10 protein-coding genes and 3 pseudogenes are annotated in these 14,030 nt (G+C 71.3%); 5 read left to right on the plus strand and 8 right to left on the minus strand.

Annotated features, from left to right (window positions below; translation table 11 throughout):
- The first annotated feature begins 224 nt into the window (after positions 1-224).
- Both ACQP0N_RS27115 and ACQP0N_RS27120 read left to right on the plus strand, forming a co-directional pair.
- Positions 225-1,490, plus strand: a complete 1,266-nt coding sequence (locus tag ACQP0N_RS27115) for a cell division protein DivIVA (protein WP_433115095.1) — start codon at positions 225-227, stop codon at positions 1,488-1,490.
- A 177-nt stretch (positions 1,491-1,667) separates the two neighbouring features.
- Positions 1,668-3,892 (plus strand): annotated as a pseudogene (locus tag ACQP0N_RS27120) (hypothetical protein).
- A 464-nt stretch (positions 3,893-4,356) separates the two neighbouring features.
- Here ACQP0N_RS27120 and ACQP0N_RS27125 read toward each other — a convergent pair.
- Positions 4,357-4,694: pseudogene (locus tag ACQP0N_RS27125) on the minus strand (hypothetical protein).
- A 336-nt stretch (positions 4,695-5,030) separates the two neighbouring features.
- On the opposite strand from ACQP0N_RS27125, the pseudogene ACQP0N_RS27130 reads away from it, so the two are divergent.
- The 3 genes and pseudogenes from ACQP0N_RS27130 (at position 5,031) to ACQP0N_RS27140 (ending at position 7,253) form a co-directional block, all read left to right on the plus strand.
- A pseudogene (locus tag ACQP0N_RS27130) lies at positions 5,031-5,809 on the plus strand (helix-turn-helix domain-containing protein).
- Entirely contained in the window at positions 5,800-5,991 is a 192-nt protein-coding gene (locus ACQP0N_RS27135; RefSeq protein ID WP_433115097.1) for a DUF397 domain-containing protein, read from the plus strand. The pseudogene ACQP0N_RS27130 and the gene ACQP0N_RS27135 overlap by 10 nt, the downstream one beginning before the upstream one ends.
- 50 nt (positions 5,992-6,041) lie before the next feature.
- The gene (locus ACQP0N_RS27140; RefSeq protein ID WP_433115099.1) at positions 6,042-7,253 is read left to right on the plus strand and encodes an AI-2E family transporter; all 1,212 of its coding nucleotides are present in this window, start codon (positions 6,042-6,044) and stop codon (positions 7,251-7,253) included.
- 48 nt (positions 7,254-7,301) lie between these two features.
- Here ACQP0N_RS27140 and ACQP0N_RS27145 read toward each other — a convergent pair whose 3' ends face one another.
- The 7 genes from ACQP0N_RS27145 to ACQP0N_RS27175 all read right to left on the minus strand — a co-directional run bounded on the left by ACQP0N_RS27145 (position 7,302) and on the right by ACQP0N_RS27175 (position 13,823).
- Positions 7,302-8,099, minus strand: a complete 798-nt coding sequence (locus tag ACQP0N_RS27145) for an alpha/beta hydrolase (protein ID WP_433115101.1) — start codon at positions 8,097-8,099, stop codon at positions 7,302-7,304.
- A 134-nt stretch (positions 8,100-8,233) separates the two neighbouring features.
- A complete protein-coding gene (locus ACQP0N_RS27150; protein WP_355053606.1) occupies positions 8,234-8,557 on the minus strand; it encodes a hypothetical protein in 324 nt (107 codons plus the stop codon).
- A gap of 16 nt (positions 8,558-8,573) precedes the next feature.
- Positions 8,574-9,725 carry a hypothetical protein gene (locus tag ACQP0N_RS27155; protein ID WP_433115103.1) on the minus strand — a complete coding sequence of 384 codons (1,152 nt, stop codon included), beginning with the start codon at positions 9,723-9,725 and terminating at the stop codon, positions 8,574-8,576.
- Positions 9,722-10,216 carry a SigE family RNA polymerase sigma factor gene (locus tag ACQP0N_RS27160; protein ID WP_433115105.1) on the minus strand — a complete coding sequence of 165 codons (495 nt, stop codon included), beginning with the start codon at positions 10,214-10,216 and terminating at the stop codon, positions 9,722-9,724. Before ACQP0N_RS27160 ends, ACQP0N_RS27155 begins: the two co-directional genes overlap by 4 nt.
- Before the next feature lie 40 nt (positions 10,217-10,256).
- The gene (locus ACQP0N_RS27165) at positions 10,257-12,047 is read right to left on the minus strand and encodes a 3-hydroxyacyl-CoA dehydrogenase family protein (RefSeq protein ID WP_433115107.1); all 1,791 of its coding nucleotides are present in this window, start codon (positions 12,045-12,047) and stop codon (positions 10,257-10,259) included.
- A gap of 119 nt (positions 12,048-12,166) precedes the next feature.
- Entirely contained in the window at positions 12,167-13,312 is a 1,146-nt protein-coding gene (locus tag ACQP0N_RS27170; RefSeq protein ID WP_433115109.1) for an alpha/beta fold hydrolase, read from the minus strand.
- Between the two features lie 94 nt (positions 13,313-13,406).
- Entirely contained in the window at positions 13,407-13,823 is a 417-nt protein-coding gene (locus tag ACQP0N_RS27175; protein WP_433115110.1) for an FHA domain-containing protein, read from the minus strand.
- Between the last annotated feature and the right edge of the window lie 207 nt (positions 13,824-14,030).

Genomic DNA, 14,030 nt, shown 5'->3' on the forward strand with positions numbered 1-14,030 from the left:
CCACCCCCAATTGCCCGAACCCATCCGGGTCGAACAAAGGGCCACGGGAGACACCCCGTGGCCCTTTTTCGCGTCACGCTGCGTGGCGTCCGCCCGGCCCGGGACCTGCCAAGATCGCCGATTGGTCCGACCCCGGAGTCCAGGGCAGTTGACCATGTAAAGAGGAGACGAAAGCTTCGTACCGCTCTTGCGAAGCACCCTGGGGCGTCTGCCAGTATGTCCCAATGCCCCAGCAGCAGTCCTCCCCTCTCGCGTTCTTCGATAACGCGAACTCGCAGCCAGATTTCACCGTTGGCCTGCGCGGATACAACACTCACCAGGTCGATGACTTCATCGGCCGGATGACCGCCGCGCTGACCCAGTCCGAGCAGGCCCGTGCCGAGGCCGAGCAGCGGATGAACGACGCCCAGCGTCGTCTCCGCCAGGCCGAGCAGCGCATGAGTGCGCTGGAGCAGAAGCTCACCGACACCAACAAGCAGCTCGAAGAGAACAGCCGGCCCACCCTCTCCGGTCTCGGCACCCGCGTCGAGCAGATCCTCCGGCTCGCCGAGGAGCAGGCCAACGACCACCGCAACGAGGCCAAGCGCGAGTCGGAGGGCATCCTCTCCGCCGCCCGCCTCGAGGCGCGGGAGATCACGGACAAGGCCCGCGCCGAGGCCGCCGCGATGAAGGCCACCGCGGAACGCGAGGCGGGCAACCTGCGTACCGCCGCCGAGCGGGAGGCCGCCGAGGTCCGGGTGCAGGCCCGCCGCGAGGCCGACACGCTGCGCGCCGACGCGGACCGCGAGACCAAGCAGCTGCGGACGGTCACGGCACACGAGGTGGCCGAGCTGAAGTCGACCGTGGAACGGGAGGTGGCCACCCTGCGTGCCACCGCCGAGCGGGAGATCACCCAGCAGCGGGCCAAGGCCGCCCGCGAGGCCGAGGAGAAGCGCGCCGAGGCCACAAAGCTGCTGACCGACGCCCGGGACAAGCGCGACAAGGACCTCCAGGCGCTGGAGCTGCAACTCGCCGAGCGGCGCGAGAAGGCCGAGCGCGAGGAATCCGAGCGGCACGCCGCCCAGGTGGCGCAGACCCAGAAGATGGTCAGCGAGGCCGAGCAGCGCGCCCGCGCCGCCCAGGAGCGCGCCAAGGAGATCGAGCAGCGCGCCGAGGCCCGTCGCGTCGAGTCCGAGCGCCACGCCAACGAGACGATCGACAAGGCCAAGGCGCTCTCCGACAAGACGCTCAACGAGGCCAAGGCCGAGTCGCAGCGTCTGCTCACCGAGGCCCGCACCGAGGCCGAGCTGACCACGCAGGCCGCCCGCCGCGAGGTCGAGGACCTCACCCGGCAGAAGGACGCGGTCACCTCGCAGCTCGGGCAGATGCTCTCCGGGCTCGCCGGCATCGTGCCCGGCGTTCCCTCGTCGCCGCCCGCCGCGGCGGCGAAGTCCGAGACGAAGAAGACCGACGGCGCTCAGGAGCGGGTCACCGCGGAGACCGCCGGCTGACGCGAGGCGTCAGGTTGGGGCATCGACGGCGCGAGGTGACACCGGGTAACCGGTGTGACCTCGCGCCGTGTGCGTTTCCCAACCCTTGGTGTGGTGCCCTCGCCACGGAGTGAAGTAGGTCCCACAAGCGGCGTCCGTATCGCCCCAGCCGCGGGCGATGCGTGTGAGGATGGGGGCATGTCGCACGGCGAGGAACTGTTCGCTCTCGGCGGGGACGTGACCACGGAGCCCAGCTTCGAGTCCGCTCTCCGGGGGTACGAGAAGAAACAGGTTGACCGGTACGTCGCACGTGCCGAGCACGAGATCGCGACTCTCGCCGCCGAACGGGAACAGGCCTATACACAGATCCACAAGCTCGCCGGCCAGGTCGAGGTGCTGCAGCGGGATCTGACCCAGGTCCGCAAGCAGATGAACGTGGTCGACCGGGCTTCCTTCCGGCATCTGGGTCCCCGGGTCGAGTCGATCCTCACCCTCGCCGAGGAGCAGGCCGAGCAGATCCTGTCCGCGGCCAACGAGGAGATCGACGCCCGTCGGGCCGCCGCCGAGCACATCATCGAGGAAGCCCGCGAGCAGGCCGCCCGGGCATTGAAGGACTTCGAAATCGCTCTCGCCGCTCGGCGGCAGGAGGAGGAGCGGCACAGCGCCTCCCGCCGCGCCGAGGCGGACGCGACCCTGCGCTCGGCCAAGGACGAGTCGGCAAAGCTGCGCAAGGCGGCGCAGGACGAGCTGGCCAAGGCCCAGCAGGAGGCCACCCAGCTGCGGGACGCCGCCAAGGAGATCCACACCCGGGCCCAGCAGGAGGCCACCAAGCTACGCGAGGAGGCCCGCGAGGCGCTGGCCACCGCCCGCCAGGAGGCGGCGGAGCTGCGCGAGGCGGCCAAGGAAGTGCACGTCAAGGCCCAGCAGGAGGCCAAGCGGCTCACCGACACCGCGACCGAGGCGGGCCGGGCGACCCACGCCAAGGCCCAGCAGGAGGCCAAGCAGATCATCGACGACGCGTCGATGGCCGGCCGGGCCACCCGGGCCAAGGCCCAGCAGGAGGCGGAGCGGCTCACCACGCAGGCGTCCGAGGCGTCCAAGCGCAGCCGGGCGGAGACCGAGGCGTACGTGCAGCGCATGCGCGGCGAGACCGAGGCGTACGTGCAGCAGTCCCGAGCGCAGACGCAACAGGAGCTCGGCGCCTGGCGGGCGGGCGTGGAGCAGGAGGTCAACTCCCGGCGCGAGGCGGCCGATCGGGAGCTGGCCCAGCGCCGGTCCACCGCCGAGCAGGAGTTCGCCAAGCGCCGCGACGAGCTGGACAAGCAGCACGAGTCCCGCCAGCAGGAGCTGGAGTCGGGCTGGACCGCACGCCGCGACGAGCTGGAGACCTCCTACACCGCACGCCGCGACGAGCTGGAGACCGAGTACACCACCCGCAAGAACGAGATCGAGCAGGGCGCGGACGCCATCCGCCAGGCGGCCGAGGCGGACGCGGCGACCCTGCGCCAGCGCGCCGAGACCGAGTCCGCCGAGATGCTGAGCCGCGCCGAGACCGAGGCGGGCGACAAGCGGCGCAAGGCCGACGAGCACGTCGCGGCCTCGCGCCGCCAGTTCGAGGAGTACGCGGCCACCACCCAGCAGCATCTCGCGACCACGCAGCAGCACCTGGCGGCGACGCAGCAGGAGGCGGCGGCGGGTCGACAGCAGCTCGCTCAGGTGATGTTGGAGATCGCGCAGGCCCAGCAGGAGCTCGCCGACCTGCGGCAGGAGACGTGGAAGGCCCGGCAGGAGTCCGACGAGGTCGAGCGCCAGATGGCCGAGCTGCGGCTGCGCACCATCACCGGCCCGGTCGACGGTCCGACGTCACCGGCGACCGGCGACCGCCCCGACGCGCCGGCCAGTGCCGCGACCGTGACGGCCAACGGCAGTGCCGCGACCGTGACGGCGGGCAGCGGGACCGGTCCGGGCGACGGTTCCGCCGTGTCGGCCGGTGCCGCGACCGTTTCGGCCAGCGGGGCAGCGGCCCGGGCGACAGTGACGACGCCACAGCCGGTGACGGTGCGGCCAGCGGAGCGACGGGTGACGGTGCTGGCGGTAGCGATTCGGCGGGTGGCGGTGCTGGCGGTAGCGATGCGGCGGGTGGCCTCAAGGCCGCGCCCGCCGATGTCCGGCAGCCGGCGAACGCCAGCGCCGACGAGGCCGGCACTCGACCGGTGGCCGAGCCGGTGACGACTGTCGACGGTGGCACGGCCAGCGCCGGGGTGGACGGCGAGCCGACGGTGGCCGCTGTTCCGGGCGAGGGTGGCCGGGGCGCCAAGCCGACCAAGATCACCAGTACGGGTGAGAACGGCAAGCGGCCCACCAAGCCGACCACCGACGAGCGCAGCGCCAAGCCCAGCAAGGTCACCATCGAGAAGGACTGACTGGCGCCCGCACCCGAGCATCGAGATCTTGGACAGTTTCCGTTAGCGCTTGACGGCAACTGTCCAAGATTCGTCCACGCGGGAGTCGGGCCAGGGCTGGGGCCCGCACCGCGGGCATGTCGATCGGAAGTCGCCGCAGGGTGGTCCGCGCGGCACGGCGGTCTGCCGGCACCAGCACGTGCAGCGGTTCTCACCGCAGTCCCCGTACCCCGGCTTCGGCGGCGGTTGCCTCTGCCAGCACCGCGCCCGGCCCCGCACCTACCCCTCGCTGAGCAGCCCGGAGACCTGGGTGGTCGTCACCACGCCCCCTGTTCGAAGGCGAGCCAGTCGAGTGCGTCAGCGTCATCGGCGGGCAGCATCCCGACAGCTCTCGCCGTCGACCCGCTACGTCACCACCAGATCTTGGACACTTTCCGTTAGCTCGTGACGGAAAGTGTCCAAGATCTGCACGGGTACGGCAGGGCCTAGCTGACACCCGGGGGTGGATCGATGATCGGGCGGCGGAACGGCCCCCACGCCACGAAACGTTCGAACAACTCTCTGGGCGTCGGCCCGTCGTAGGGATTGAGCTGGTAGAGGTCGTGCGCTGCCTCGTGGTAAAGCCCGGCCAGGTAGATGGTCAGCGCGGCAGGGTCTTCGTCGAACTCCGCCTTGAGCAGCAGCCGGGCGTCCGACAGGGCCACGGTCGACCGTCGGCCCGGCAGCACCACATGGGTCGCAGCGGAGTGTGCGGCGTCCGCGCACCGCAGGGTCTGGGGAACGCGGGGTACGGTCCAAGTCGCGGCTGAGGCAGCCCCGACACCGGTGTACGACCCCGGTCACCCGATCCAGAGCCCGACGGCGTGCATCTCGACCGGGACGCTGCGGTTACGGGCAGCGCGCGACCGGCACAGCGAGAACCGGGCATGGGTACCTCCTCGACTGGAAGCGGTTGCGCCGCCGGGGACAGGGCTCAGGACGACGACAGCCGCGTGATCCGGTACGTGACAGTCTGCTGATCAGACCACTACGGTCGGAAGGCATCACCGTGTTCGGCGGCGGCACTGTGTCGACGGCGTGGCGCGCCCGGGACGGTCGGTGGAATCGACCCTCGACCTGCGGAGGCACTGTGGAAGGCGACACCGCGCTGACAGCCGACATGATCCGCGCGCAGTTGCGCCGGCTGCGGACCGCCGCCGGGATGAGCCAGGAGGATTTCGGCCGGCTGGTCCACTATTCCGGCTCGATGGTGTCGGCGCTGGAGCTGGGCCAACGCCCCCTGGACCGGCTGTCCTGGCCCGCGCCGACGAGGTGCTGACCACCGACAGCCTCCTCGTCCATCTGCTCAAGCTCGCCGAGCGGGACGGTCAGCCGAGTTGGTTCCGTCCGTGGCTGGATGCCGAGCGGAGCGCCCGCCAGCTGCGGTGCTTCCAACCCACGCTGATCCCGGGGCTGCTTCAGACCGAGAACTACGCCCGCGCCGTGATCCGTTGCGACGACCTGCTCAGCGACGACGCGGTGGAACGCCGAGTCCACGCCCGCCTGGACCGCCAGTCACTGCTGACGCAACCCGATCCGCCGCAGTTCGTGGCGGTGGTGGACGAGTTGGTGCTGCGGCGTGCCGGGGAGGAGATCCGCGGTTCGATGGTCGAGCAGCTCACTCACCTCGTCGCCAGCCTGGAACGACCACACGTCAGCCTGCACATCATTCCGGCCGACGCCGGGCTGCACGTCGGCCTCTCCGGACCGTTCAACCTGGCTCGCGGTGCCGATGGTGGTTGGGTGGGGCACATGGAGCACCAGATTGACGGTCTCGTGGTCGATGGCGAACATGAGGTGGCTACGCTGCTGGCGCGTTGGGAGATGATCAGAAACAGGGCGTTGTCCCGCCGCCAGTCGATCGAACTGATGAAGGAAGTTGTGACCTCATGGACCTGATCGGCGCGCTCTGGCGCACGTCCAGCCGTAGCGGCAACGGCGAGTGTGTCGAGGTGGCGGACAACCTGCCCGGCGTGGTGGGGGTGCGGGACAGCAAGGACCCGTCCGGCACGGTCCTGGTCTTCGCGCCGGCCGCGTGGCGGACGTTCGTGGCCGCCACCCGTCGTCTCCCCGCCGCCTGAGCCGGAGGTCCTCGGTGCCGCAGCGCGACCCGTCCGGCGACGACCCCGCCATGCCCCCTGGTCCCCCGTCAGCGAAAACCCCACCGCCAGCGGAGACGCCACCACCAGCGGAGACGCCACCGTCAGCGCAAACCCCACCACCAGCGGAGACGCCACCACCGGTCCCGGTGCCGGCACCGGGATTCGACCCGGACGAGCCTCCGGCGGTCCCGTCGGGAAAGTTCGGCACGCCAGGGCGTCCGCTGCGGCGCAGCAGTTTCCTGGTCGGCTTCACCGGCGCGTTGGGCGTGCTGCTGGCGTACACCCTCTATCTGGGGATCCGGAATGCCGGCGGCATTCTGGTGCTGGTGGTGATCGCGCTCTTTCTGGCGGTGGGCCTCAACCCGGCGGTGGTTCGCCTGCGCACCTGGGGTGTACCCCACGGCCTGGCGGTGACGGTGGTGGCGCTGACCGTGGTGCTGCTGCTCTGCGGCGGCATCGTGGCGCTGGTTCCGCCGATCGTGACGCAGTCCGGGCAGTTCATCGACCAGATCCCGAGCCTGCTCGACGAGTTGCGTCGCAATCCGACGGTCAACGACCTGGTGGAGCGGTACGACGTGGTGGAGCGGGTGCAGGGCGCGGCCAACGCCGACACCATCGGCCGGGCCCTCGGCGGGGTCCTCGGTGGCGCCCAACTGATCTTCGGCACGGTGTTCCGGACGCTGACCGTGCTCGTGTTGACCATCTACTTCCTGGCCTACTTCGACAAGCTGCGTTCCCTGGGCTACGCGCTGGTCCCCCGGTCGCGTCGGGAGCGAGCGGCGTTGATCGGCGATGCGATCCTCACCAAGGTGGGCGCGTACATGGTCGGCGCGTTGAGCATCGCAGTGCTGGCCGGCGCGACCACGTTCGTCTTCGCGCTGATCGTCGGCCTGCCGTACCCGTTCGCGCTGGCCGTGGTCGTCGCCGTCACCGATCTGATCCCGCAGATCGGCGCGACCCTGGGCGCGGTCATCGTGAGCCTGGTCGGCTTCGCCGCCGACCTGCCCACCGGCATCGCCTGCGCGGTGTTCTTCCTCGTCTACCAGCAGGTCGAGAACTATCTGATCTACCCGAAGGTGATGCGGCGCTCGGTCGAGGTCAACGAGGTCGCCGCCCTGCTGGCGGCGCTGCTCGGCGTGGCGCTGCTGGGCGTGGTGGGTGCGCTGATCGCCATCCCCACGGTTGCCGCGCTGCAACTGATCCTGCGTGAGGTGGTGCTCCCCCGCCAGGAACGCAACTGACGCCACCGCGAGCGGAACGGACGCCGCCTCGAGCGGAACTGCGCGGGGTCAGTCGGCGGGGCGGGGTACGGGCGTGTCGGCGAAGGCGGCCACCGTCCGGTCGGCGTACGCGCTCACGTCGCCGGTCTCCATCGGCCCGTCCCAGGTCGTCGGCAGGGGCACGGCGACCCCGGGGTTGACCCGCTTGACGATCTCGTCGAGCACCGTCTCCGCGTCGCCCACCCAGAGGTGCTTCGCGCCGGGCACCCCGACCACCTCGGCCTGCGGCACCGCCGCGAACCGCTCCCGCGCCTCGGCCGGACGCAGGTAGTCGTCGAACTCCGGCACCAGCGCCACCAGCGGCCGACCGGACGTGGCCCAGGTCGCCAGGTCGTCCGGCGTCGAGAAGCGCAGCGGCGGGGAGAGCAGGATCGCTCCCGCCACGGCCGGGTCGCAGCCGTACCTGAGGGCCAGGTCGGTGCCGAACGACCACCCGACCAGCCAGATGTTGGGCAGTTCGGCGAACTCGGCGTACTCGATGGCGGCGGCCACGTCGTACCGCTCGCCGACCGCGCCGTCGAACGCGCCCTCGCTGGTGCCGCGGACGCTGCTGGTGCCCCGGGTGTTGAACCGCAGCACGGCCAGGTCGGCGAGCGCCGGCAGCCGCCAGGCCGCCTTGCGGAACACGTGGCTGTCCATCATCCCGCCGTGCGTGGGCAGCGGGTGCAGGCAGACCAGGGTGGCCACCGGAGGCCGGTCGGCCGGCAGGGCCAGCTCGCCGACCAGCCGCAGCCCGTCGGCGGTGTGCAGCTCGATGTCCTCCCGGCGGCCGGGCAGGATCGACGACGCGCGGATCGCTGTGCTCACCGCCCCAGTCTGTCGCGAAGTCGGCATCGCCGCCCGCCCAGGCACGAACAGCGTGATCCAGATCGCTGAGCCGTGGCGCGAGGTGCCCCGGCCAGGTCGCTCAGCCGTGGCCCGAGACGCCCCGGCCGGGTCGCTCAGTAGCGCGGCGCTCCCCGGCCGCGCTGCACCGACGGGCCACGCCGCTCCCGGGCCCGCCAGCAGCCGCTGTGCCAGTGCCGGCGGTCGGTCAGGTCACCCAGACCGTCGGCCGGCCAGGCCACCAGGTGCGCCACCCCGGGCCGGATCTCCTGGTCACACCCCGGACAGCGGTACGTCTTGACCGACGCGCCCGCCCCGATCCCGCGTACCTGCCAGGCGCCGTCGGTCCACTGCTGCACCGAGGCGACACCCTGGCGAGCCCGGTCGGCGTCCAGGTTGGCGTTCTCGTCCCGGCGAGGGCGATTGCGACGGGGGCTCACGCACCCAAGGTTACGGTCACTCCCAGCTGGCCGGCTCGCCAAGGTCGTCGGCCACCCGGAGCCCACCGATCACCGTGCTGACCTCCGCGTCCGTGGGGGACCGCTCCCAGCGGTTCTCGTACCCCATCGACAGCAGCGTGTTGGGGATGCCGAGCACGTGCCAGAAGTCGCCCATGTCGAACACCGGTCTACCGGCGATCTCGCGGTTGGCTTTCCCTCGGTCGCCGGAGAGCGGACGGGGTGAGTAGTACAGCCGTACGGGCAGGGTGGCCTTGCCGTCGAGCTTGACGATCAACGCCACCTCGGTCTGGTCCGAGACGCCTCCCGGCATCTGCGTCGGAGTCGTGGTTCCGGTCACGTTCACGGTGCGTGGCCAGGCCAGCCGCCGTACCGTCACGTCGCATTCGCTGATCCGGGCGCCCTGCGGCAGAGCGGTCAACCGGATGGGCGCGACACAGCGACGGGCCTCGTCGAACCGAAGCGCCGCCGCCGTTCGGCGGATCTCGGCGTCGGTGTCCCCGAGTGCCGCGACCCGGACGTACAGGCCCGGGGCGGGCTGCCAGCGCAGTACCCAACCCCGCGCGGGCCGGTCCAGCCGACGTATCACCCCGTTGTACCTCGAACCGGGGTCGGACCGGCCGGTCAGGTCGGAATCCTTGTCACTGGTGGAGTCGCCCGTCCGGTCGGGGCCGATGTCATGAACCTGGCTCGGGTCGCCGATCTCGGCCGACTGCGGGTCGGCGGCCACGATCGCCATGGCCTGCACGCCGCCACCCAGATCCAGTCGCATGCTCTCGGCCTGGCCCGCCGAGCGCCACGCAACCGGCTTCGCGACCGTCGGGTCGATGCCGAAGTGCAGCAGCCCCGGGTCCGTGCCAACCAGGTCAGGACGCGTCGCTGCCCCGGGGACCCCCGGCGCCAGCGGTGGCGTGACTACGACGGGACTGGGCGTGACGGTCGGCTGTGGCGGTGCGGCCGAGGGCGTGCGTAGTGCCACGCCGGTCCCGAGTACCACCGCGACGCCGAGCCCGGCCCCGATGACGGCACGTCGACGCCGTCGACGGGCCCGTCCCCCGTTCACCGCCGCCGTCATCAGGCGGTCGGTGTCCACGGGCCCGTCGGCGTGCTCCCGCATAGCCCGTGCGATCCACTCGTCGAGGTCGGTCACGGCCGGCTCCCGTTCGTCGTGGAAACGCCGTGGCGCTCCCGCAGCTGGCTGAGCGCCCGCATCGCATGAGTGCGGACGGTGACCGGAGAACAGCCGAGGATCTGGGCGATGGTGAGGTCGTCGAGGTCCTCGTAGTAGCGCAGCACGAGCACCGCACGCTGCCGGTCCGGCAGGCCGAGGATCAGTCTCCACATCTCGTCCCGGTCGGCCGCGTCGCTGCTGAAGTCGCCGCGCCCCGGCCGGTCGGCGAACTCCGCCGTGGCCATCTCGCGGCTGGATCGGCGACGCCACCAGGAGGTGTTGGCGTTGACCATCATCCGGCGCACGTAGACGTCCGGGCGGTCCGCACGGGAGATCTTCCGCCAGTGCACGTACGCCCGGGACAGCACGTCCTGGGTAAGGTCCTCGGCCCGGTGCTCGTCACCGGTCAGCAGTCGAGCCAGCCGGACGAGCGCTGGCCCGCGACTGCTGACGTACTCCTCGAAGGTCACATCACTCAGACGCCGCCGCCGGTGCCCGGCGTTGACGCGGTCAGCGGTGCGAGTGGTCGCGGAAGCCGCGACGGGTCTTGCGACCCAGGTAGCCGGCGGTTACCAGGTGTTCCAGCAGCGGCGCGGGCGCGAAGCCCGGCTCGCGCAGCTCCAGGTACAGCTCCCGCTGAATTGCCAGCGAGACGTCCAGTCCCACCACGTCGAGCAGCTCGAACGGGCCCATCGGGTAGCCGCAGCCCAGCTTCATGGCGTGGTCGATGTCGTCGGCCGTGGAGTAGCTGGCCTCCAGCATCTTGACCGCGTCGTTCAGGTACGGAAAGAGCAGCGCGTTGACGATGAACCCGGACCGGTCGCCGCAGACCACGCCGGTCTTGCCGAGCGCCGCGCAGACGGCCCGCGCGGTCGCGGTGGTCTCCGGTGAGGTGCGGATGGTGCGGACCACCTCGACCAGCGGCATGACCGGCGCCGGGTTGAAGAAGTGCAGGCCCACCACGTCGGCCGGCCGCTGGGTGGCCATCGCCACGTCGATCACCGGCAGGGACGAGGTGGTGGTGGCCAGCACCACGCCCGGCTTGCAGATCTCGTCGAGGCTGGCGAAGAGGGCCTTCTTGACGCTCAGCTCCTCGACGACCGCCTCGACGACCAGGTCGACGTCGGCGAGGTGGTCGAGGGTGGCCGTCCAGGTGATCCGGCCCAGCGCGGCGTCCCGGTCGGCCTCGGCGAGCTTGCCCCGGACCACGCCCTTGTTCAGCGACGTCTTCACGGCCTCACAGACCGACGCGGACTTCTCCGCGCCCCGGGTCACCGAGACGACCTCGTACCCGGCCCTGGCGAACACCTCGACGATCCCGGTGGCCATCGTTCCGGAGCCCACGATTCCGACCTTGGTGATGGCGCGCGCGCCGTCGGCGAGCGCGGCGTCCGCCGCCGGCGGCGTCGTTCCATCGGGTACGACCTTCGGCGAACCGGGCCGCTCGTAGGTGTAGAAACCACGACCGGACTTGCGGCCCAGCAGCCCCGCCGTGACCATCTGCTTGAGCAGCGGCACCGGGGCGTGTCGGCGGTCCCGGCCGCCCCGCCGGTACATGGTGTCCAGGATCTCGTACGCGGTGTCCAGGCCGATCAGGTCCATCAGCGCCAGTGGGCCCATCGGCAGGCCGCAGCCGAGCTTCATCGCGGCGTCGATGTCCTCCCGCGTCGCGTAGTGCGACTCGAACATCCCGACCGCGTGGTTGAGGTAGCCGAAGAGCAGCGCGTTGGCGATGAAACCGGCCCGGTCGTTGATGGTGACGTCGACCTTGCCGAGCCGGGCGCACAGCGCCTCGACGTCGGCCACGACCTCGGGCGCGGTGACGACCGTGCGGACCACCTCGACCAGCTTCATCACCGGGGCCGGGTTGAAGAAGTGGATGCCGATCACCTGGTTGGGCCGGCTGGTGGCCACCGAGATCTCGGTGACGCTCAGCGACGAGGTGTTGGTGGCGAGGATGGCCTCCGGCTTGCAGACCCGGTCCAACTCGGCGAAGATCCGCTGCTTGAGGTCCAGGTGCTCGGGCACCGCCTCGATGACCAGGTCCACCGAGTGCAGCGCATCCAGCCCGACCGCGAAGCGCACCCGCTCGTGCAGGGCGTCGCGGTCCGCCTCGGCGAGTTTGCCCTTGGCGACCGCCCGGTCGGTGGAGCCCTTCAGGGTGGCCCGACCGCGCTCCAGCGCCGGCTCGGCGATCTCGACCGCGACGACGTCGATGCCGTTGCGGGCGAAGACCTCGACGATGCCGGCACCCATGGTGCCCAGCCCCACGACACCGACGGTGCTGAACTCGCGCGCCACGACCGGCCTCCCCAGACACTCCGCACGGCCACTGAACGGCCGCTAAGGTATGCGCGCGAGTCTGCCACGTGCCGCAGGCTTGTCGAGACGCCGTGGGATATTTCACCCACGACGCGGCCCTAGCCGGCCCGCGCGTCGGTCAGCGCCAGCAGCTCCGCCACGAACTCCCCCGGGCGCTCCAGGTGCGGGCTGTGCCCGCAGCCGGGCAACACCACCTCACGGTACGCGCCGCCGGCCGCCGCGTACCGCTCCAGCACCGCCCGGGTCTGGCCGACCATCGGTTGCGGCGGGCAGGCCTCCGCCCCCGGCCATCCGGGTACGACGCCCAGCGAACCGAGGTACGCCAGGTCCAGCAGCGACGTGTCCGAGACGATCACGTCGGCATCGCCGCGTACCCAGGTGACCGGAGGCTTCTCGGCGACGGCCACCAACTCGTCGGCGAGCCGGAACCAGGTCGGCGCGAGCGCGTTCAGCACGCCCCGCTTCCCGGGCACGGTGCCGGGCCAGTTCTCCGACTCCGCCGATGTGCCGGGGTAGTTGTCCTCGCCGATCGCGGTGGACAGCACACTGTCGAGCAGCAGCTCCTCGTCGACGCCGAGCGAGGCCGGATCAGCCACGTAGGTCGCCCGCAGCACCTGACGCGGGCTGGCCGGGCCCTCGGTGCTCCGGTCGCCCGCGGCGAGCCGGGCCACGAAGTCCCGGTTGGCGGTGCCCGCACCGGTACCGGCGAAGTCGGGCGTGGTCGGCGTACCGCTCAGGTCGCGCGTGCCACCGAAGCCGTACGGCGACACGGGCGCGGACAGCAGTAGCGCCCCCACCCGGTGTGGGTGGTCGACCAGCAGCCGCATGGCGACTCCCCCACCGAGGGAGTGCCCGACCACGACCGGCCGGACCCCACCACCGGTGTCGACGCCACTGCTGTCGACACCGCTGCTGTCGCTGTCACTGCTGTCGGCGCCGCTGACGTCGGCGCCTGGGAAGAGCGTCGGGTCGTCCAGCAGGGCGGCGACGTCGTCGGCGAAGTCCCGCAGGCCCCGGGTGGCGTCCACTCCAGCGGTCGCCGAGTCGCCGAACCCGCGCAGGTCGGGAGCGACGACCCGCAGCGTCGGTGGCAGCCGTCGGATCAACGGCTCCCAGAACAGCGAGGAGGAGCAGTTGCCGTGGACCAGCAGCACCGGAGTTCCGTCCGGCGGACCGGCCACCCGCACCGCCTGGCGTACACCGTTCGCCGTCACGAACCGCTGCTCGGTCTCCATCCGCGGCATGCTGCCATGTCGGTCCACGTGGGTCCAGGTGTCGGACAGCCACCGGGCGGTACCGCCGGAGTGTGGCCGACGGCCGGTGTTCGTCCCGGCCGGGTCAGCGGCGGACGCCAGGTGGCGAAGCCAACGGCAGTGGCAGCGTCGGTCGGATGTCGCGTCGGGACACCCCGAAGCTGAGCCCGACCGGATCCGTGTGGGCGACCCCCGGATCGAACAGGCGCAGCTCGGTGCGGCCGAGCCGGATCACGTCGCCGTCGCTGAGGCGCTCCACCTCGGTGATCCGGCGGTCGTTGAGCCAGGTGCCGTTGGTCGAGCCCAGGTCGCGCAGCGACGCGCCCTCCGGGGCCAGCCACACCTCGGCGTGCCGGCGACTCAGATGCGGGTCGCTGATGACCACGTGACCGGTCGGCGCGCGACCGATCACCTGCGGCTCGGCCCGCACGCGGAAGCTCGCTCCGCGCATCGGCCCACCGGCGACCGTCAACAACGGCATCAGTTCCGGATGTTCCTCCATGGACAGTCAGCCCTCCACCCCACACCGTTACTCCGCGCGTCAGCCTGCCATCAGACGGTAATCGTCAATACCGACCGGCCGGTCAGCTCCTCGTCACCTCCCGGTCACCCGCCGTTCGACGATTCGGATGGCCACCCCTCGGCACTGCGCACCTGACCTGCACTGATCAACGAGTGGACGAGTGGACGCGACTCCCACCCCGGCACC

Origin of the sequence: Micromonospora sp. CA-246542, from assembly GCF_050942905.1 — a bacterium.
In the GTDB taxonomy this organism is placed as follows: domain Bacteria; phylum Actinomycetota; class Actinomycetes; order Mycobacteriales; family Micromonosporaceae; genus Micromonospora.

Excerpts from the sequence above, each read along its gene's own strand:
- ACQP0N_RS27115 (WP_433115095.1), top strand. The coding sequence starts at position 225 with ATGCCCCAGCAGCAGTCCTCCCCTCTCGCGTTCTTCGATAACGCGAAC.
- ACQP0N_RS27135 (WP_433115097.1), top strand. The coding sequence starts at position 5,800 with ATGGACCTGATCGGCGCGCTCTGGCGCACGTCCAGCCGTAGCGGCAAC.
- ACQP0N_RS27140 (WP_433115099.1), top strand. The coding sequence starts at position 6,042 with ATGCCCCCTGGTCCCCCGTCAGCGAAAACCCCACCGCCAGCGGAGACG.
- ACQP0N_RS27170 (WP_433115109.1), bottom strand. The coding sequence starts at position 13,312 with ATGCCGCGGATGGAGACCGAGCAGCGGTTCGTGACGGCGAACGGTGTA.
- ACQP0N_RS27175 (WP_433115110.1), bottom strand. The coding sequence starts at position 13,823 with ATGGAGGAACATCCGGAACTGATGCCGTTGTTGACGGTCGCCGGTGGG.